The organism is Microbacterium aurantiacum, from assembly GCF_002872075.1.
GTDB lineage: Bacteria > Actinomycetota > Actinomycetes > Actinomycetales > Microbacteriaceae > Microbacterium > Microbacterium aurantiacum_A.
In genome coordinates this window covers 391,561-409,800 of sequence record NZ_PGGU01000016.1, presented here as the reverse complement: position 1 = coordinate 409,800, position 18,240 = coordinate 391,561, and the positions used below count along the sequence as shown (strand labels likewise).

Genomic DNA, 18,240 nt, shown 5'->3' with positions numbered 1-18,240 from the left:
GCTCCCTGGGGTTTCCTGGGCTCGAATCGATTCGATAGGCTTCCGGGATGGACACCGCTCTCACTCGCTCGCAGTTCGTGCGCTGGCGCGCCGCCATCTTCGTCATCTTCCTCGCCAGCGGCCTGTCGATCGCGACCTGGGCGTCGCGCGTGCCCAGCATCAAAGCCGATCTCGGCCTCGACAACGCCCAGGTCGGCATGATCCTGCTCGGCATGGGGATCGCATCGATCCTCGGCATCTCGACCAGCCCGGCCGTGATGGCGCGCACCGGCGCGCGGCGCGGAATGCTCATGGCGATGCTCGCCTTCGCAGTCGGCATCGCCCTCGTCGGCCTCGGTGCGACGGTCTTCACCTCGGTCCCCGTCGTGCTCCTGGGCATGGCGCTGTTCGGATTCGGCAACGGCTGCGTCGACGTGATGATGAACGTCGAGGCCACCGCGATCGAGCAGCAGATGGGCAAGACGATCCTGCCTGTGTTCCACGCGTTCTTCAGCTTCGGCACGGTGCTCGGAGCCGGGGCGGGTGCTCTTGCGGCCGGGTCGGGCATGGACGTCGCCACGCACTCCTCGATCATGGGAGCGGTCATCGCGATCATCGCGGTCGTCTGCTTCTTCCACGTGCCGGTGCGCGAAGCCGCACTCGATCCCGAGGGCCACGAGAAGCCGGCATGGAGCGAGCGGATGCACATCGCCCTCGAGGCGTGGCGCGAGCCGCGCACCTACCTGCTCGGCATGGTCATGCTCGGCATGGCGTTCGCCGAGGGCGGCGCCAACGACTGGATCGCCCTCGGCGCCGAGCAGGGTCACGGCTTCGATGAGGGCACCGGCGCGGTCGCGCTTGCCGTGTTCTCCGTCGGCATGACCGTGCTCCGCCTGTTCGGCGGGCCGCTCGTCGACCGCTTCGGCCGCGTCGCCGTGCTGCGCGTGCTCGCCGTCGCGGCGGCCGCCGGCATCCTGCTGTTCATCCTCGGCACCTCGCTGCCGCTCGTCCTGATCGGCGCCGGGCTCTGGGGCGTCGGCGCCTCGCTCGGGTTCCCGCTGGGCATGTCGGCGGCGGCGGATGATCCGCTGAAGGCGGCCGCGCGGGTGAGCGCGGCGGCGACCATCGGCTACGTCGCGTTCCTCGGCGGCCCTCCGGTGCTAGGCGTGATCAGCGAGCACATCGGCCTGCTGAACACGCTGTTCATCCTGGTGGCCCTTGTCGTGGCATCCGGCCTGTTCTCCGGAGCGGCGCGCCCTCTCCGCGAGGAGGAGAAGACAGAGACCGCGCCCGCGGCGTGACCGGCGACCTCGTCAGCGATCGCGAGCCAGGGCTGCCGCGTGCGAACGGCTCCGCGCGCCGAGCTTGGCGAGCACGTTGGAGACATGCGTCTTGACCGTCGGCACCGAGATGCCGAGGCGGTGCGAGAGCTGGGCGTTCGACCAGCCGCGCAGGATGCCGTCGAGTACCTCCCGCTCCCTGGCCGTGAGGTCGGCGCGCATCACCTCCTCGCTCGTCGCCCGCGGCTCATCCGGCGACGTTGCGTTCGAGATGGCGGCGAGCGCACGCCGGGTCACCCGGGCATCGAGCACGCCATCGCCGGCGGCGACGGTGCGCACCGCCTGAACGAGCGTCTGAGCATCGGCGGTCTTGAGCAGGAATCCTGCAGCACCTGCCCGGATCGCACCGAACACCAGCTCGTCCTCGTCGAAGCTCGTGAGCACGAGCACTTCTCCGAGGCCGCGCTCTACGATCTCCCTCGTCGCGGAGACACCGTCGCGCCCCGGCATCCGCAGGTCCATCAGCACGACGTCCGGAAGCAGGGCCGCGGCGTTGCGCACGGCGACGTCACCATCGGCCGCCTCGCCGACCACCGTCAGTCCGTGGGATTCGAGCATGATGCGCAGCGCCTCTCGAATGGCGCCGTGATCGTCGGCGAGCAGCACGCGCGGCGAGGCGGCGGAGGTCATGCCCTCACCGCCGCAGGCAGCTCGGCCCGCACCGACCAGCCCTCGTCCGTGGGCCCGGCGATGAACGTCCCGCCGAGTGCACGCACCCGCTCGGTGAGCAGGCTCAACCCCCACCCGTTGCCGGAGTAGTCCCGCTGCGAGACCGGCGATCCTCCGCGCGATGCCACCTGCACGTGCACGGCCTCCCCGATGTTCGCGACGACCGTCACATCGACTTCGGCGCCTGAGGCGTGCCGCACGCAGTTCGCCAGAGCCTCGCGCACGACCCGGACGATCGCCTGTTCGGCCGTGGCTCCGACGGCGCCGTCACCCTCCCGGACCAGGCGGACGCTCAGGCCGGCGCGCCGAGACGTGTCGACGATCCCCTCGAGATCGTCGAGCCGCAGCATGGGCCGCGGCTCTTCGCCGCCCTGCCGGAGCACGGCGATCATCGAGCGGAGCTCGGCATGGGCCGCGAGCCCGGCGTCGCGCACCGCACGCAGAGCCGAACGATCGGCGGCTCCGTCGGGCGGAGTCGAGAGCGCCGCCTCCGAACGGATGGCCATCGCCATGACGTGTCCGGCGACGGCGTCGTGAAGCTCGCGCGCCATCTGCTCCCTCTCGCGGCGCACCGCTTCGGCGCGGTCGCGCTCGGCCGCGAGCACCGCATCCTCGGCTCGCTGCCGGTGCAGTTCGGTCAGCTCGTTCGCCTGCGAGACCGCGACCGCCCACCAGTAGTCGGTTCCGAGCAACGCGCCCATCTGGACGGCCAGGAGGAAGGCGATGGCCGGGGTGGCTTCCGTGAAGAGCAGTGCCGCCGCGAAGGTCAGCGCCACGGCGATCGCGAGGACCACGAGCATCCTGTTCCGCGTCCGGCGAGTCGCGAGGAAGACGGCCGTCCAGAGCACATCCAGGAGAACGACCAGCGGACCCAGCCCGCCCACGGTGACCACGTCGACGAGGAACAGGGCCGAAGCCGCGAGCAGCGCGAGCATCGGCGCCCGCCGCTTCGCCAGGATCAGCAGAGTGCCAGGGAGAGCCGTCGCCAGCGTCCACCACGATGACACCTCGTCCGGCATCACCGAGAACACGTCCCACACGCCGTCGAACCCGAGCGCCGCCGCGACCACGCAGAACAGCGCGATGCCCGCGGCGGTGAGGCCGTCACCGTGCCGGCGGCACCACGCCCGCAGGCGCACGGTGGTGTCGTCATCCATGACTTCATGCAACCACGCGGATGCCGCCGCTGCATCCGACGAAGGGATGAGAGCCCGATCGCGACCTTAGCCCGATCCGATCCTCTCGGGTGCGGCACACAGTGGAGGAATGGAACTCTTCGCCGGAGCACCGCTCGCCCTGTCGCTCATCGTGCTCGCCCTGCTCGACGGTCTGAGCGTCGGCACGCTGCTGATCCCCGTCTTCCTGCTACTGAGTCCGGGGCGCGTGCGCGGGGGACGCATCATCCTCTACCTGGCGACGATCGCGGGGTTCTATCTCGTCATCGGGCTGCTGTTCCTGTGGGGCCTCGTGAACGTGGTCGATGTCGCCAACGAGTTCCTCGGCTCCCCCGCCGGCCTGATCTGCCGGCTCGTCGTGGGCGTCGGCCTGATCATCGCGGCGTTCGCGGTTCCCACATCGAAGCCGAAGGAGCGGGTGGATGCCGCGCCCGCGGCGCAGCACGGGCTCGTCGAGGCCTCCGCCCTGTCTGCGGATGCCTCGCGATCCGGATCGCCTGCGACGGACTCCGGCGCACCCCCTCGCCCCGGACGGATCGTGCGCTGGCGGGAGCGGATGCTCGACCCGAAGACGTCACGCGGAATGGTGATGGGGGTCGCCCTGGCCGCAGGAGCAGTAGAGGTCGCGACGATGCTTCCCTACATCGTCGCGATGACGATGCTCGCCGACGCCGGCGTCGACGTGAGCCTGCGAGTGCTCGCCCTCGCCGGTTACTGCCTGCTGATGATCCTCCCCGCCCTCGTACTGCTGGCGCTGCGGATCGTCGCCGCGCCGCTGGTCGCCCGGCCACTGCAGCGGTTCGCCGCCTGGATGGAGCGGACCGGGGCGGAGAACACCGCCTGGATCATCGGCATCATCGGTTTCCTCGTCGCCCGCACGGCCGCGAGCGAGCTCGGCATCTTCGATGCACTGGCGAAGGTCGGCGGCTGAGGCCGTTAGGCTCAACGGGTGCGTCTTGTCATCGCCCGCTGCTCCGTCGACTACACCGGTCGACTCAACGCCCATCTGCCGCTCGCCACGCGCCTGCTCGTGCACAAGGGCGACGGGAGTCTGCTCGTGCACTCCGACGGCGGCAGCTACAAGCCGCTGAACTGGATGAGCCCGCCGTGCTCCCTCGCGACCGAGCAGCCCGGCGAGGAGGAGATCATCGCCGGGGTGACCGAGGTGTGGCGCGTCACCCACAAGAAGACCGGCGATGCGCTGCGCGTGCAGATCTACGAGGTCATCCATGACTCCTCGCACGAACTCGGCGTCGACCCTGGCCTCCAGAAGGACGGTGTCGAAGCCGACCTGCAGCGGCTGCTCGCCGAGCAGGTCGACCTCATCAGCGAAGGCGCGACCCTGGTGCGCCGCGAGTTCCCGACGGCGATCGGTCCGGTGGACCTGATGGTGCGAGATGCCGCGGGCGGAGCCATTGCGGTCGAGGTGAAGCGCCGCGGCGACATCGACGGCGTCGAGCAGCTCACCCGGTACCTCGAACTCCTCGGGCGCGATCCGCACCTCTCACCGGTGCAGGGCGTCTTCGCCGCGCAGGAGATCAAGCCGCAGGCGCGCGTGCTCGCCGAGGATCGCGGGATCCGCTGCCTCGTCCTCGACTACGACGACATGAAAGGCATCGAGTCCGGAGTGCCCCGGCTGTTCTGAAGCCCTGCTCAGCTGGCCCCGGCAAACGGCGCAAAGATCGGAAGACGTGGCAATCGCAGTCAGCGCGCGCTGAGCAGCCGCTTCTGCGGTCCTTCGAGTCTCGCAACCGCGATCTTCACCTCGGTCAGCTGGTGCTCGACCTCGCCGGCTCTGGCCTCCAGCTTGTCGATCCGAGCATCCACCCTGTCGAACCGAGCATCGAGACGCGCGTCCTGCGCCGCGAACCGGGCGTCCATCCGGGTGATCAGCCAGCCGAATCCGCCCGCAAGCGCGATGAGCATCGTCGCGGCGCTCGCGAGTGTGGTGACGATCTCCACCGGCACGATCATTACCCCATTCTCGCCGGAGATTCCGGCTTTGTCACGAACCTGGCCACCGCCGCCGAGGACATCTGCGGATTGTGGATAACCGTTCGCTCAGGTCATCTGTGCAGGAGAGTCGCCCATAGGCTGGATCCATGCCTCACTCCCCCTATTCCTGCGTGCTGTGGGACGTCGACGGCACCATCGTCGACGCCTCGGTCGGGATCCTCCGACGCCTGAACGTCGCCCTCACCCACTTCGGCCACCCGGCGCCGACGCGGGAAGACCTCGTGCACTGGATCGGTCCTCCGATGTTCCAGTCGTTCCAGGATCAGGTCGCGATGACCCCGGCACAGGCTGCCGAAGCCGTCGCCTTCTACCGCACCCTCGGCAAGGCCGACGGCTACACGACCGACGTCGCCACCTACCCCGGTGTGACCGAGCTGATCCACGATCTGTCTGCGGCGGGCGTGCCGCAGGCGACGGCGAGCTCGAAGCCCGAGCTGCAGGTCGACGCGCTGGTCGACCACTTCGGGTTGCGCTCGGCGTTCCTGGCGACGGTGGGCTCGACCCCCGATGAGTCGACGCTGGCATCGAAGACCGACATCGTCGCCGAAGCGCTGCGACGCCTCGGCGAGCGCGGAGCAGACACCTCGCGACCCGTACTGATCGGCGACCGGCACCACGACGTCGAGGGCGGGAACGCGAACGGCGTGCCCGTGATCTTCGTCGACTGGGGCTTCAGCGAGCCCCACGAGGGCGACGACGCGGCGTTCCGGGTGACATCTGTCGACGAACTCCGCGCACTGCTCCTGACCTGAGTTCCGCGCCGCGGCGGCGCACGCCGAGCCTGAAAAGCACAGAACTCCCTGCCGGAAGACGCGAAGCGCCTCCGGTCAGGGAGTTCTGTACTGCCCGCCCTTAGAGGGGGCGGATGTTCTCTGCCTGCAGGCCCTTGGGGCCCTGCGCGACATCGAACTCGACTCGCTGGTTCTCATCGAGAGACCGGTAGCCGGATGATTCGATGGCGGAGTAGTGCGCGAAAACGTCAGCGCCGCCGTCGTCGGGGGAGATGAAGCCGAAGCCCTTCTCCGAGTTGAACCACTTGACCGTGCCCTGGGTGCTCATGTACTGCCTGTTCTGCTGGTGAAGAAGCCGACGCAGGTATGCCCCGACATCGCTAACGCTAGTGGAGCGGGGGCTTCTGGCAACAGTGGTCGCCAGAAGGTAACCCAAATGTTGCATGAGCGGGATGCGCCATGCGGCACGGCATCGGATGCTCGGGGATCGGACGTTCTCGCCCGGAAAATTGTGTGGCCCCCACCGCGGGGGGAGCGATGGGGGCCGAAGACGACCGGAGGGTGCGTCAGAATCAGCATATATCAACGAGAAGAGATTTGTCCCCCATATGGGGGACAAAATCGAAAAATCGTGGGAGGATGTACGGGAACGGCCCCCTCGATGAGTCCATTGGGGATTGAACTCCTCGAGAGGGCCAGATCACATGCACGGATCGTCAGACCTCGGGGGAGGTCGCCCGCCATCTGGGGTGACGGAGACGATCGGGATCCCCTCGTGCATGCACCTTCACCGTAAGGGGAAGGGCGATCTCGTCCACGGGCCGGCAGCGCGCAGCGATCGTCGGCCTCGTGGGCCTGATCCTCGCAGGTTCCGGGCGGTGGCAGGCGAACAGCACGGGTGATGAGCCCGGCGCCGGCCGCCCCCGGAACCGCGCTCTCACCGGAACTCACCGACTCGAAAGCGTGGTGAGCGTGGCGAGATGGTCGCTGGCACCGGCGCGTACGGTCGAGGCCGAGCCGACGTCGAAGCCGCGCTGGAACACGTGGTCGATCTTGACGAGCGGGAACGCCGCCGGCCAGGTGTAGCCGGTGATCCCCGTGGTGGGTCGCACCAGGTTCAGTTCGGCGCTCAGGAACCGGAGCGCGGGATCCGTGGTCGCGGCGTTGAAGTCTCCGAGCGCGATGACGTGCCGGGAGGGATCGGCGCGCACCGTCTCGGCCAGAGCGGCGAGCATCTCATCGCGAGCGGACTGCGCGCCCGGCCTCAGCGAGGCGGCATGGATGAGGTACACGCTCGTGTCTCCGCCCGGACTCTGCACCGTGACGTGAAGCGCCCGCTTCCACGCGAGTCCGAGATCCAGCGGCTCCTCCGCGACGAGGGGATGGATGCTCCAGACGCCGACGGTGCCGACCGTGTAGGAGTACGGATAGGCGTCGGCGAGGACGCGGTTCGCGGCCTCTCGGCTGGAGTCGTCCAGTTCGGTGAGGGTGATGAGCTCCGGATGGCTGGCCATGAGGTCCGTCGCCGAGCCTTCGCCACCACCGGACTGCGCTCGCACATTCTGGCTCGCGATCGTGATCGCCGTCGCCGTGGAGGCGCCGGGCAGTGCCGGGAGAGCCGGGGCGACAGCGAGGAGCCAGATGAGCACCGTTGCGGAAGCGGGGATGGCCGCGCGGCGGAGGAGGGCGAACACGGCGACCGTGAACACGATGGAGACGACTCCGAGCAGCGGCAGGATGACCGACACCGCCGCACCGATCGGTCCGGGTATCCACCCGCAGACGATCACGGCAGCGACGATGAGGTTGCCCGCGACCAGCAGGCGCGCGGTGCGGCGGCGAACGGCCTGGCCTGTTCGCCGCATCGTCGTCCGGCCGTCGTTTCGCATCGCCCCCATCCTGTCCGCTTCCGCTGTGACCTCTCTGGGCGGGCCGGCGAAGCCTCCGGTCGGTACTCTGAGGGAATGCCGATGCTGAACAAGGACATGACGCTGTGCATCTCGCTGTCGGCTCGCCCGAGCAACAACGGAACGCGCTTCCACAACTTCCTCTATGAGGCGCTCGACCTCAACTGGATCTACAAGGCGTTCGCACCCACCGACCTCGGCCAGGCGATCGCCGGCGTCCGCGGTCTCGGCATCCGCGGGTGCGCGATCTCGATGCCCTACAAAGAAGACGTGATCGCCCTCGTCGACCGCATGGATCCGTCGGCGACCGCGATCGACTCCGTCAACACGATCGTGAACGACGACGGCGTGCTCACCGCCTACAACACCGACTACTCCGCGATCGCCCAGCTGATCGAGCGGAACGCTCTCGACCCTGCCTCGTCGGTGATGCTGCGCGGCTCCGGCGGGATGGCCAAGGCGACGGCTGCCGCATTCCGCGACGCCGGCTTCGCGAACGTGACGATCGTCGCCCGCAACGAGGAGGCCGGCCGCGGCCTGGCCGGCCTGTACGGCTTCGCATGGATGCCGGATGCGGGCGACTCCACCGCCGACATCCTGGTCAACGTCACGCCGATCGGCATGGCCGGCGGCACCGACGAGCACGCGCTGTCGTTCACCGAAGAGGCGATCGCCGCGGCATCCGTGGTGTTCGACGTCGTCGCGCTTCCGGCCGAGACTCCGCTCGTTATGGCGGGCCGGGCGGCCGGGAAGACCGTGATCAGCGGCGCCGAGGTCGCCACGCTTCAGGCTCTCGAGCAGTTCGTGCTGTACACCGGCATCCGCCCCAGCGCCGAGCAGGTCGAAGCCGCCGAGGAGTTCATGCGCTCATCGCGGGCGTGAGAGCGTCAGACCTGGGTACCCTAGGCCCATGACCGCGCCCCGCTCCGCACGACCGTCCATCGCCCGGCGGATGCCCGGGATGATCGCCCTCGCGACCGTGCTCGTGCTCACGCTCGCCGCCTGCACCGGCGGGGGTGAACCCGAGGTCAGCGAGGGCGGCCAGGGGTTCCCGGACGACGGCTGCACGCACATCACCGTCGCGACATCTTCGGAGAAGGTCAACATGCTCGACGAGCTGGCGACCGCCTTCAAGGACTCGCCGGAGCACAAAGGGCTCGCCACCTGTGCGACGGTGCGTCCGACGAACGTGTCATCCGGCAACGCCACCCGCTTCCTGACCTCCGGCGAGGACTGGCCGAGCGATGACCGCTCGCTCTGGCCGACCCTGTGGTCGCCGGCATCCACCGTCTGGACCGACCGCGTCGCCGCTGCGGCATCCCAGAACCTCGTGGGGGAGCCCGCGTCGTTCACCCGCACCCCGATCGTCTTCGGGATGCCGGAGCCGATGGCCGAAGCGCTCGGCTGGCCCGCCAAGCCGATCAGCATCACCGACCTCTCCCGCCTGTGCCAGGATCCCGCCGGCTGGGGCGCCGTGGGCAAGGACATCTGGGGCGCTTTCAAGATCTCCAAGACCAACCCGAACACCTCCACCACGGGTCTCTCGACGATCCTGATGCAGTCCTACGAGGCGTCCGGAAAGTCGGAGGGACTCGCCGCGGCAGATGTCGAGGCCGCAGCCGACTTCTCCCGCGTGTTCGAGGAGTGCGTGATCCACTACGGAGACACGACGGGGAACGTGCTCACGACCCTCTACGACGAGACGCAGAACGGCGCCAACGGATCCGCATACGTGTCGGCGGTCGCGCTGGAGGAGACCTCGCTGATCAACTACAACACCGGGAACCCCGACTCGCACACCGTGCAGCCCGGCGAGACGCTCACTCCGCCGAAGACGAAGCTGGTCGCGGTGTATCCCTCGGGCGGCTCCATGTGGTCGGACAACCCGATCACCGTGCTCGGGGCGGACTGGGTGACTGCCGAGCAGCGCACGGCAGGCGAGGCGTTCGCGGAGTTCGTGCAGACCACAGCGGCGCAGAAGATCCTGCCGGAGTACGGCTTCCGTCCGCTCGACGAGTCGGTTCCTCTGGGTGACCTGTTCACGGCGAAGTACGGCATCGACGCCGCTCAGCCCGCGGTGACCCTGCCGAAGCCGGAGGTCGACGTGATCTCCACGGCGATCGACCAGTGGACGCAGGTGCGCAAGCCCTCGTCGGTGCTCGAGCTGATCGACATCTCGGGGTCGATGGACGAGCCGATCGGCGACGGCCGTTCGCGACTGGACGGCGCGATCCAGGGAGCGCAGAAGACTCTCGACCACTTCCGCTCCACCGACGAGATCGGCGTGTGGGCGTTCACCACCGGGATCTCGTCCGATGAGGGAGAGGGCATCCAGGTGCTGCGGGAGGTCGCGGCACTCGGCGCCGACGGCGAGAAGCTCGACTCGGCTCTGGATGACCTGCGCTACGCGCAGCGCAACGGCACGCCGCTCTACGACTCGGTGCTGCTGGCGTACGAGGACATGCGCGAGCGCGCCGAACCGGGACGCATCAACGCGATCGTCGTGCTCTCGGACGGCGAGGACACCGACTCCTCCATCTCGCTCGATTCGCTCATCGCGAAGATCGGCAAGAGCACGAAGGAGGGCGGCGACGACGCACCGGTGCGCATCTTCACCATCGTGTACGGCGAGGGTGCCGACCCCACGGCGCTGCAGCGGATCGCGGATGCCACGGGAGGGCAGCTCTTCGACGCCTCGGATGCCACGCGGATCGACCTGGTCTTCGCCTCCGTCATCAACAACTTCTGAGGTGCGAATGTTCACCGCCACGTCTTCGTCGGGCTGGGTCGATGACGCCATCGCCGGGATCCAGGCCGGCGACGTGTACGTCGACCCCGACGTCCCGGGCGCGTCGGACCTGCAGGCCGCTCTGACGAGCGTGGTCCCGGGCGACGGGTCGATCGCCGTCGTGGTGCTGCCGGCGGATGCCGCCATCGAGAACGAGCAGTACGACATGTACATCCTCGATCAGCTCACGAAGTCCGCAGATCAGCAGACGGTGATCCTGGCGATCGGCGACGACCTCATGGCCGACTCCGTCGCGATCGACGGCGGCGACGCGCTGCGCATCGCCAACGAGAACCAGGGGTCTGCCGAGAGCACTCAGGCGGCGCTGGTCGAGACGGTACAGGAGATCTCATCCGCGACGCCGTCCTCACCCGGCGGCGGAGCAGGCGGAACCGACCTGCTGCTGCCGGTGGTGATCGGCGGTGTCGTGCTCGTCGCGGCCGCGGGCGCCGCCATCGCGCTGATCGCCCGGCGCCGTCGCACGCCGGCCGTCTCGACCGATCCCGTGCCGCCCGGCATCCGTCTTCGGGTGAATCGACTGCGCGAGCTGCGCGCCGACTATGCCACCCTGCCCGGCAACGCGGTCGCCGCAGAGACGGCCGCCGGCATCGACGCACTCGCCTCGCACGTCGAGCAGCTCTTCACCCGCCTGGATGCGAAGGCCGGCGAGGATCAGACCGCCATCGCCGAGGCGGAGTACTCCGACAAGCTGGCCCGGCTCGTCGCCGCTCTGGATCGCGACTACCTGCTCGACCTGCTGACGCGCCCCGACCTGTGGGACGATCCGGACGAGCGGATCGGCGAGGTCCGCGAGGCCCTCACCGCCGTGACGACGCAGATCGTCGACAACATCAAGCAGGTGAACGCCCGCAAGGGCCTGCTGTTCCAGGTCTCGCTCGACTCGCTCATCGGCCGCTCGGAACTGCGCGACTGGGAGCGTCAGTTCAAGCGGAACTCCGGGGACCCGGCACCGTAGCCGGTCACGCCTGCGGAACCGGCTGAAGACCTCGCCAGAGGATGTCGCCCGCAGCGGTGACGAGTTCGTCGACCGGCACTCCATCGAGCAGGCCTCCCGAGGCGAGCGAGGCGATGCCGTGGAATGCGGCGAATGCGGCGAGCGCGATCCGGTGCGGATCAGCGGGCGCGATCGCGCCGACATCCTGGGCGTCGACGACGATCCGGACGGTGAGTTCCATCGACTCCTGACCCGCGGCGAGAAGCTCCGCGCGGGCGTCGGGGGCGTGCTTCATGCCGAACATCAGCGACAGAAGAGTGGGCTGGGCCAGCGCGAAGGAGACGTAGGCGCGAGCGAGGTCGTCGAATCTGCTGCGCGCTGCGGCGGCTGTCGCCGCAGCGCTCCCGGTGGCCTCCTGGAGCACGCCCGACAGGCGGCGGAAGCCGTCCTCTGCCAGCGCATCGAGCAGCGCCTGCTTGTCGCGGAAATGCCGGCTGGGCGCGGCGTGGCTGACGCCGGCCTCTCTGGCGAGCTGCCGAAGCGAGAGTGCGTCGACGCCGTCGCGCTCGATGCTCGACGCAGCGGCCTCGAGGAGGGTCCGCCGCAGATCGCCGTGATGGTAGGGCTGCGAAGGCACGCTCAGAGTCTACCGCTCCAATGTAGACATTGACAACAACGGCGGATCGGTGCACAATGATGTCACTGTCTACATTGCCAGAATCGACTGAAGGACTGCACCATGACGATCGACCTCCGCGGCGGAACCGCACTCATCACCGGCGCGAGCTCCGGTCTCGGCGTCGAGTTCGCCCGGCGCTTCGCGGCACGCGGATCGGATCTGGTGCTGGTCGCCCGGCGCGGCGACCGGCTCGAGGAACTCGCGACAGAGCTGAGAGCCTCCGCGCGGATCAGGATCGAGGTCGTTCCGGCCGATCTCGGCGTCATCGGCGCCGCGACAGCCCTGCGAGATGAACTCGAGCGCCGCGGCATCCGCATCACCTCACTCGTCAACAACGCCGGGTTCGGAACCCACGGCGCCTTCGATGCGGCGGATCCCGATCGGATGCTGAGCGAGATCCAGCTGAACGTCGCGACGCTCGTCGAGCTCTCGCGGGTGTTCATGCCGCAGCTGCTCGAAGGACGAGGCGCACTCGTCACGGTCGCGAGCACAGCGGCGTACCAGCCGACACCGGGCATGGCGGTCTACGGCGCGACCAAGGCGTTCGTCCTGAGTTTCACCGAGGCGCTCTGGGCGGAGGCGCGCGGAACAGGATTGCGCGTGCTCGCCGTGAGCCCCGGGTCGACGAAGACCGAGTTCTTCGACGTCGTCGGCACCGACGACGCCTCGGTCGGCCGGCAGCAGACCGCGGGTCAGGTGATCGACACCGCGTTCCGACAGCTCGATCGCGCGAATGGCGGACCGAGCGTCATCTCAGGCCGGGTCAATCACCTCACGGCGCTGAGCACACGGCTGCTCTCCCGCCGCGCATTGACGCGGACGAGTGCCCGCGTGCTGGGTGAGATCCGTCTGTCGGCCTGATCGGCGGGCGAACGGCGGCCGGTCTCAGGTCGCCGGTGCCGCAGTCGATGCGCGCACGATCAGCTGCGAACCGAGCGTCGCGACATCGCTGACGGGGGCGCCCGCCATCGCCTGAAGGAGCAGGTCGACCGCCAGAGCGCCACTGCGCTCGATGGGCATCCGGACCGTCGTGAGAGCGGGAGTCACCGCTCCGGCGAGGTCGATGTCGTCGATTCCCACGATGCTGACATCGGCCGGGCACCGTCGGCCCAGTTCCAGCAAGCCCGCCTCGAGTCCGAGCGCGACGAGGTCGTTGTAGGCGACGACGGCCGAGGCCCCGCTCGCCGCCGCCGGAGCAGAGGCGGCGCGCCCGCCCTGGATCGACGCGGCGTGGTGGCTGAGCCTGGTGAGGCGGATGCCATGACGCTCGCAGGCCCGCGCGATCGCGTCCGCTCGGCGGACGTCGGCCCATGACCCGCGGGGCCCTGCGGCGTAGGCGATGTGCGTGTGCCCGAGTGCGGCAAGGTGCTCGATCGCCTGCCCCGGACCGTGCTCGGCGTCCATCAGAACGCAGGACGCACCTTCGATCAGGCGGTTGATCACGACGTAGGGAGTGTCGCCGACGAGCTCGAGCACCTCTTCATCGGGGAGGCGCGGCGAGCACAGCAGCATCCCGTCGAGCTTGCGCGCCTGCTCGATCTGCTCGCGTTCCCGGTGAAGGTCCTCATCGGCGTCGAACAGCACGATGCGATGACGGCCGTGCCAGGCCTGCCCCTGGATAGCCTTGAGCAGGGTCGCGTAGACCGGGTTCGCGACGTCGGGAACGACGACGCCGAGCGTGCGCGTGGTGGTCGCCGACTGGGGCGTGGCATAGCCGAGCTCACCCGCGGCTTCGAGCACGCGGCCCAGCGTGCCGGGCGCCAGACGATCCGGCTCTCCGAAGGCCCGGGAGGCGGTCGCGATCGACACACCTGCGCGCCGTGCCACGTCCGTCAGCGTCGCTGCCATGTGCATCTCCCACCCTCGCAGCAATCCTACGATCCTCCACCCGAATGTAAAACGTGTTGACAAGTTTGTACAACTAATGCACACTGATTGCATGACGATCATCGCCGATCACCCCGAACGGCTCTCCGCCTGCAACGACGGAGCGGCAGCATGAGCGCCGATGCACCCGTTCTGGGTCGCACCGTCTCGGCGGCAGCCGCCCCTCTGGTCAGCCCGGCCCGCGCCGGCATCCTGCACCTCGGACTCGGAAGCTTCCACCGCGCGCACCAGGCCGTCTACACGGCGGCCGCGCTCCAGTCCGCCGGCGGCGACTGGGGAATCATCGGCGTCGCATCGCGCTCACGCTCGATCGTCGACGGCCTGCACGCCCAGGACTTCCTCTACTCGGTCGCGACCATCAGCCCGGGGAGCACCTCCCTCGCCATCCCCGGGGTGCACACCGACGCCTTCGTCGGTGCCGAGGAACCGGAGCGGGTGGTCGCGCAGATCGCTGATCCCGGCATCCGCGTCGTGACCCTCACCGTCACCGAGAACGGCTACAGCTACTCCCCGGCCACGCAGCACCTCGATCTCGACGACGACACGGTGCGCGCGGATCTGCGCGGCGGTGCTCCGCGTTCGACGATCGGCCAGCTCGCCCGCGGACTGCAGGCACGGGCCGATGCCGGAGGAGCACCGATCTCGATCCTCAGCTGCGACAATCTCTCATCCAACGGGGCGCACACCGAGAAGCTCGTCCGCGAGTTCCTGCACGAGCTCCCCGGATCCGAGGGCGCCGATGCCCTCGTCTTCCTCGACCGAGCCGTCTCGTTCCCCTCGAGCATGGTCGACCGCATCGTCCCGTCGACGACCGCAGAGCTTCGCACCCGCGTCAGCGCGCTGCTCGGAGCTCGCGACGACATCCCGGTGCCCGCCGAGCCGTTCACGATGTGGGCGATCGAAGACCGCTTCGCCGGCGGCCGTCCGGCGTGGGAAGCCGGCGGGGCCGTGTTCACGAGCGAGGTCGGGCGCTACGAGCAGATGAAGGTGCGGCTTCTCAACGGCACCCACTCCCTCATCGCCTACCTCGGCGCCCTGAGCGGGGTCGGTACCATTCCCGAGGCCATCGGCCTCGACGGCATCGAGAGTGCCGCCCGCACCGTGTTGCGCGACGAGTACGAGCCCTCCATCGAGGTGCCGTCAGGCGTCGACATCCGTGCGTACGAGAGCGAACTGTTCGAGCGCTGGGCCAACAGCGCACTCGGTCACCGCACCAGCCAGGTCGGCACCGACGGCTCGGTCAAGCTCCGGCAGCGCATCCCCGAGCCGGCACTCCTCAGTCTCCGCAGCGGCGAGATGCCGCACCTCATCGCACTCACCGTCGCCGGATACCTGTCGTGCATCGCTCCGCTCCCCGGCTTCGACCCCGGCCGGCACGCCGCCGCGATGACTGACGGCGCCCGCGAGCGCCTCGCCGGTCTCGCGGCGACAGCCCGCGATGGCCGGGAGCTCGCACAGCGCGCGATCGCCGAACTGCACATGTTCGGAGAGCATCTCGGTGCACAGGACGCGTTCATCACCCGCGTCGGCGAACTGGTCGACACCATCCGGCGACGGGGCGTCGATGCCGCCATCACCGATGCCGTCTCGGCATCACGGACCATCACGAGGGAGATGCAGCCATGAAGGCTCTCGCCATCCACGGCAAGGAAGACATCCGCTGGGAGGACCGCGAGGTCCCGACGCCGGGCGACGGTGAAGTGCGCGTCCGGGTGAACTACGTCGGCATCTGCGGTTCCGACCTGCACTACTACTTCCACGGAGCGAACGGGGAGTACACGATCCGCGAGCCGCTGACCCCCGGTCACGAGCTCTCCGGGGTCGTCGACCTCGACCCATCCGGTCGCCTGTCCGCAGGAACGCCCGTGACCGTGCACCCCGCGCGCTACGGCCCTGTCGTTCCCGGTCTCGAGAACCGGCCGCACCTGCGTCCGGGCGGCGACTACCTCGGCAGCGCCGCGGCGGACCCGCACCGTCAGGGCGGAGCATCCGAACTGCTGATCGTCGAGGATCACATGATCCGCGTGCTCCCGGCGTCACTGCCCCTCGAGCGCGCAGCCCTGGCCGAGCCGCTGGCCGTCGCGATCCACGCCGTGAATCTCGCCGGTGACATCACGGGGAAGCGCGTGCTCGTGATCGGCGCCGGCCCGATCGGCCTGCTCGTCGTGGCATCCGCAGTCAACGCCGGCGCCGCCGTCGTCGGCGCCGGCGACGTGCGCCCCGAGCCGCTCGAGCGCGCGACGGCGCTGGGCGCCGGCGAGGTCTCCCTCGTCGGCCGCGACACGATCGAGAACGAGTCGTACGACGTCGTCTTCGAGTGCTCCGGCGTCGGAGTCGCTCTGGCGCAGGCCGTGCGGGCCGCCCGCCGCGCCGGCACGATCGTGCAGGTCGGGATGCTCCCGAACGCCGACATCGGTGTGAACCTCGCCCCGCTGCTCGCGAAGGAGCTGACGATCCGCGGCGCCTTCCGCTTCTCCACCGAGATCGACGACGCGGTGGCCCAGCTGGCCGAGTCCGACACTCTCGACGCCGTGATCTCCCACGTCCTCCCGGCATCCGACGCCGTCCGCGCGTTCGAGCTCGCTCGCGACTCGTCCGCCTCGGCGAAGGTCCTGCTGGCCCTCTGACGACACACCGCTGCCCCCGCGCGCCAGCGCACATCACTACAAAGGAGTATTCCGATGAGCAGTTCCTCCGTACCCAGCGTGGACGCCCCCGCGTCTCCGCCCGTCGCCAAGCGCTCCATGGGCGATCTCGTCCGAGCCGCCGTCTCCGGCTGGCTCGGCACAGCCCTGGAGTTCATGGACTTCCAGCTGTACTCGCTGGCGGCAGCCCTGGTCTTCAGCCAGCTGTTCTTCGCCGGTGAAGACCCGGGCATGGCCGTCGTGCTCGCCATGGCCACCTACGGCGTCGGTTACGTCGCACGCCCCGTCGGCGCGTTCGTGTTCGCCCGCATCGGCGATCGCGTCGGCCGCCGCAAGGTGCTTTTCTATACGATCCTGCTCATGGGAGCGGCGACCACGCTCATCGGCTTCCTGCCGACCTACCAGCAGGTCGGCATCATCGCGCCCATCCTGCTCGTCGTCCTGCGACTCGCGCAGGGCTTCGGCGCCGGTGCCGAGATCTCCGGCGCCGGGGTCATGCTGTCGGAGTACGCACCCGCCAACCGTCGCGGCGTCATCGCCTCGCTGGTCGCCCTCGGCACGAACTGCGGCACGCTGTTCGCCTCGGCGATCTGGGCGATCCTCCTCGCGGTGATGCTCGAGTCCGACGTGATCGAGTGGGGATGGCGCATCCCGTTCATCGGCAGCGCGGTCATCATGCTCTTCGCCCTGTGGGTGCGGTTCAACCTCAAGGAGAGCCCCGTCTTCGAGGAGCGCACCGACGTCGTCGACGGCAGGGCGCTCTCCCGCGATGAGGTCGTCAAGCTCGCCACGGAGACCAACGACATCCGCACGCTCCAGTCGCTCGAGCGCAAGCCGATCAAGGCGGTCATCGTCTCGTTCTTCCTGCGCTTCGGTCAGGCCGGCAACTCGGGCCTCGTCCAGACGTACCTCATCTCGTTCATCACGATCACGCTCGCGATGTCGAAGGAGGTCGGCCCCGAGGTCGTCATCGTCTCGTCGCTGATCGGCTTCCTGACGATCCCGCTCATGGGCTTCCTCGGCGACAAGTTCGGTCGCCGCCGGATGTACATCATCATGACGTCGCTGTCGCTCGTGCTGATCGTGCCGACCCTGCTCATGATCAACACGGCAGAGCTCGTCTGGGTCTTCGTGGGCTACGCGCTGATCCACAACATCTCGGTGCTCGGCCTCGCATCGATGGAGAACATCTCGATCCCCGAGATCTTCGGCGCCCGCAACCGCTACACGCTCACCGCCATGGTGCGCGAGATCGCGGCGATCATCGCCACCGGTGTCGGCCCGATCGTCGTCGCGGCCTGGGTCTCGGCGACGACGGGCAGCATCGTCCCCGTCATGGTCCTGATGGGCATCTTCACGGCATCCGCTCTTGCGGCCGCCATCTGGGCTCCGGAGTGGACGGGGCGCGATCTCACCGATCCGCGCGCCGCCATGTGACCTGCCGCCCCACCTGAGAACCCGGGGTGCGG

18 protein-coding genes are annotated in these 18,240 nt (G+C 69.0%); 11 read left to right on the top strand and 7 right to left on the bottom strand.

The features are described from left to right. Nucleotides 1–47 precede the first annotated feature (47 nt). A complete protein-coding gene (locus CUR96_RS12740) occupies nt 48–1,280 on the top strand; it encodes an MFS transporter (protein ID WP_102193671.1) in 1,233 nt (410 codons plus the stop codon). A 12-nt stretch (nt 1,281–1,292) separates the two neighbouring features. On the opposite strand, the gene CUR96_RS12735 is transcribed toward CUR96_RS12740, so the two are convergent. After that, nucleotides 1,293–1,949: a response regulator transcription factor gene (locus tag CUR96_RS12735; RefSeq protein ID WP_102193670.1), complete on the bottom strand. Its 657-nt coding sequence runs from the start codon at nt 1,947–1,949 to the stop codon at nt 1,293–1,295. Then, nucleotides 1,946–3,145, bottom strand: coding sequence for a sensor histidine kinase (locus CUR96_RS12730; protein WP_102193669.1), 1,200 nt, complete (start codon nt 3,143–3,145; stop codon nt 1,946–1,948). The genes CUR96_RS12735 and CUR96_RS12730 overlap by 4 nt, the downstream gene beginning before the upstream one ends. Nucleotides 3,146–3,254: 109 nt before the next feature. Between CUR96_RS12730 and CUR96_RS12725 the strand changes: the two genes are divergently transcribed. Both CUR96_RS12725 and nucS read left to right on the top strand, forming a co-directional pair. Beyond that, nucleotides 3,255–4,094, top strand: a complete 840-nt coding sequence (locus CUR96_RS12725; RefSeq protein ID WP_102193668.1) for a GAP family protein — start codon at nt 3,255–3,257, stop codon at nt 4,092–4,094. A gap of 18 nt (nt 4,095–4,112) precedes the next feature. Next, entirely contained in the window at nt 4,113–4,808 is a 696-nt protein-coding gene (gene nucS / locus CUR96_RS12720; RefSeq protein WP_102193667.1) for an endonuclease NucS, read from the top strand. Nucleotides 4,809–4,867: 59 nt separating this feature from the next. Here nucS and CUR96_RS12715 read toward each other — a convergent pair whose 3' ends face one another. Further along, the gene (locus CUR96_RS12715) at nt 4,868–5,137 is read right to left on the bottom strand and encodes a response regulator (RefSeq protein WP_102193666.1); all 270 of its coding nucleotides are present in this window, start codon (nt 5,135–5,137) and stop codon (nt 4,868–4,870) included. A 128-nt stretch (nt 5,138–5,265) separates the two neighbouring features. Here CUR96_RS12715 and CUR96_RS12710 point away from each other — a divergent pair, with 128 nt between their 5' ends. Next, nucleotides 5,266–5,931: an HAD hydrolase-like protein gene (locus CUR96_RS12710; RefSeq protein ID WP_102193665.1), complete on the top strand. Its 666-nt coding sequence runs from the start codon at nt 5,266–5,268 to the stop codon at nt 5,929–5,931. Nucleotides 5,932–6,031: 100 nt separating this feature from the next. On the opposite strand, the gene CUR96_RS12705 is transcribed toward CUR96_RS12710, so the two are convergent. Further along, nucleotides 6,032–6,238: a cold-shock protein gene (locus tag CUR96_RS12705; RefSeq protein ID WP_046014597.1), complete on the bottom strand. Its 207-nt coding sequence runs from the start codon at nt 6,236–6,238 to the stop codon at nt 6,032–6,034. 619 nt (nt 6,239–6,857) lie between these two features. After that, nucleotides 6,858–7,799 (bottom strand): endonuclease/exonuclease/phosphatase family protein, encoded by a 942-nt coding sequence (locus tag CUR96_RS12700; RefSeq protein ID WP_102193664.1) that lies wholly within the window; start codon nt 7,797–7,799, stop codon nt 6,858–6,860. Between the two features lie 75 nt (nt 7,800–7,874). Here CUR96_RS12700 and CUR96_RS12695 point away from each other — a divergent pair, with 75 nt between their 5' ends. The 3 genes from CUR96_RS12695 to CUR96_RS12685 are packed head-to-tail and all read left to right on the top strand — an operon-like array spanning nt 7,875 to nt 11,581. Then, nucleotides 7,875–8,699 (top strand): shikimate 5-dehydrogenase, encoded by an 825-nt coding sequence (locus CUR96_RS12695; RefSeq protein WP_102193663.1) that lies wholly within the window; start codon nt 7,875–7,877, stop codon nt 8,697–8,699. 28 nt (nt 8,700–8,727) lie between these two features. After that, nucleotides 8,728–10,566 (top strand): substrate-binding and vWA domain-containing protein, encoded by a 1,839-nt coding sequence (locus CUR96_RS12690; RefSeq protein ID WP_102193662.1) that lies wholly within the window; start codon nt 8,728–8,730, stop codon nt 10,564–10,566. Between the two features lie 7 nt (nt 10,567–10,573). Continuing rightward, nucleotides 10,574–11,581: a hypothetical protein gene (locus tag CUR96_RS12685; protein WP_102193661.1), complete on the top strand. Its 1,008-nt coding sequence runs from the start codon at nt 10,574–10,576 to the stop codon at nt 11,579–11,581. 4 nt (nt 11,582–11,585) lie between these two features. Here CUR96_RS12685 and CUR96_RS12680 read toward each other — a convergent pair whose 3' ends face one another. Continuing rightward, the gene (locus tag CUR96_RS12680; RefSeq protein ID WP_219721984.1) at nt 11,586–12,197 is read right to left on the bottom strand and encodes a TetR/AcrR family transcriptional regulator; all 612 of its coding nucleotides are present in this window, start codon (nt 12,195–12,197) and stop codon (nt 11,586–11,588) included. Nucleotides 12,198–12,299: 102 nt separating this feature from the next. Between CUR96_RS12680 and CUR96_RS12675 the strand changes: the two genes are divergently transcribed. After that, nucleotides 12,300–13,100: an SDR family NAD(P)-dependent oxidoreductase gene (locus tag CUR96_RS12675; RefSeq protein WP_102193659.1), complete on the top strand. Its 801-nt coding sequence runs from the start codon at nt 12,300–12,302 to the stop codon at nt 13,098–13,100. A 24-nt stretch (nt 13,101–13,124) separates the two neighbouring features. Here CUR96_RS12675 and CUR96_RS12670 read toward each other — a convergent pair whose 3' ends face one another. Further along, nucleotides 13,125–14,087 (bottom strand): LacI family DNA-binding transcriptional regulator, encoded by a 963-nt coding sequence (locus CUR96_RS12670; RefSeq protein WP_102193658.1) that lies wholly within the window; start codon nt 14,085–14,087, stop codon nt 13,125–13,127. 150 nt (nt 14,088–14,237) lie between these two features. On the opposite strand from CUR96_RS12670, the gene CUR96_RS12665 reads away from it, so the two are divergent. From CUR96_RS12665 to CUR96_RS12655, 3 genes are read left to right on the top strand one after another with little or no spacing between them, the layout of a single operon-like run. Then, entirely contained in the window at nt 14,238–15,752 is a 1,515-nt protein-coding gene (locus CUR96_RS12665; RefSeq protein WP_102193657.1) for a mannitol dehydrogenase family protein, read from the top strand. After that, nucleotides 15,749–16,753, top strand: a complete 1,005-nt coding sequence (locus CUR96_RS12660) for an L-idonate 5-dehydrogenase (RefSeq protein ID WP_102193656.1) — start codon at nt 15,749–15,751, stop codon at nt 16,751–16,753. Before CUR96_RS12665 ends, CUR96_RS12660 begins: the two co-directional genes overlap by 4 nt. 54 nt (nt 16,754–16,807) lie before the next feature. Further along, nucleotides 16,808–18,208, top strand: a complete 1,401-nt coding sequence (locus CUR96_RS12655; RefSeq protein WP_102193655.1) for an MFS transporter — start codon at nt 16,808–16,810, stop codon at nt 18,206–18,208. The last annotated feature ends 32 nt before the right edge of the window (nt 18,209–18,240 follow it).

Coding starts and splice junctions, on each gene's coding strand:
- CUR96_RS12700 (WP_102193664.1), bottom strand. CDS start 7,799: ATGCGAAACGACGGCCGGACGACGATGCGGCGAACAGGCCAGGCCGTT.
- CUR96_RS12725 (WP_102193668.1), top strand. CDS start 3,255: ATGGAACTCTTCGCCGGAGCACCGCTCGCCCTGTCGCTCATCGTGCTC.
- CUR96_RS12715 (WP_102193666.1), bottom strand. CDS start 5,137: ATGATCGTGCCGGTGGAGATCGTCACCACACTCGCGAGCGCCGCGACG.
- CUR96_RS12740 (WP_102193671.1), top strand. CDS start 48: ATGGACACCGCTCTCACTCGCTCGCAGTTCGTGCGCTGGCGCGCCGCC.
- CUR96_RS12705 (WP_046014597.1), bottom strand. CDS start 6,238: ATGAGCACCCAGGGCACGGTCAAGTGGTTCAACTCGGAGAAGGGCTTC.
- CUR96_RS12730 (WP_102193669.1), bottom strand. CDS start 3,145: ATGGATGACGACACCACCGTGCGCCTGCGGGCGTGGTGCCGCCGGCAC.
- CUR96_RS12685 (WP_102193661.1), top strand. CDS start 10,574: ATGTTCACCGCCACGTCTTCGTCGGGCTGGGTCGATGACGCCATCGCC.
- CUR96_RS12665 (WP_102193657.1), top strand. CDS start 14,238: ATGAGCGCCGATGCACCCGTTCTGGGTCGCACCGTCTCGGCGGCAGCC.
- CUR96_RS12675 (WP_102193659.1), top strand. CDS start 12,300: ATGACGATCGACCTCCGCGGCGGAACCGCACTCATCACCGGCGCGAGC.
- CUR96_RS12660 (WP_102193656.1), top strand. CDS start 15,749: ATGAAGGCTCTCGCCATCCACGGCAAGGAAGACATCCGCTGGGAGGAC.
- CUR96_RS12695 (WP_102193663.1), top strand. CDS start 7,875: ATGCCGATGCTGAACAAGGACATGACGCTGTGCATCTCGCTGTCGGCT.
- CUR96_RS12710 (WP_102193665.1), top strand. CDS start 5,266: ATGCCTCACTCCCCCTATTCCTGCGTGCTGTGGGACGTCGACGGCACC.
- CUR96_RS12670 (WP_102193658.1), bottom strand. CDS start 14,087: ATGGCAGCGACGCTGACGGACGTGGCACGGCGCGCAGGTGTGTCGATC.
- CUR96_RS12690 (WP_102193662.1), top strand. CDS start 8,728: ATGACCGCGCCCCGCTCCGCACGACCGTCCATCGCCCGGCGGATGCCC.
- CUR96_RS12735 (WP_102193670.1), bottom strand. CDS start 1,949: ATGACCTCCGCCGCCTCGCCGCGCGTGCTGCTCGCCGACGATCACGGC.
- CUR96_RS12655 (WP_102193655.1), top strand. CDS start 16,808: ATGAGCAGTTCCTCCGTACCCAGCGTGGACGCCCCCGCGTCTCCGCCC.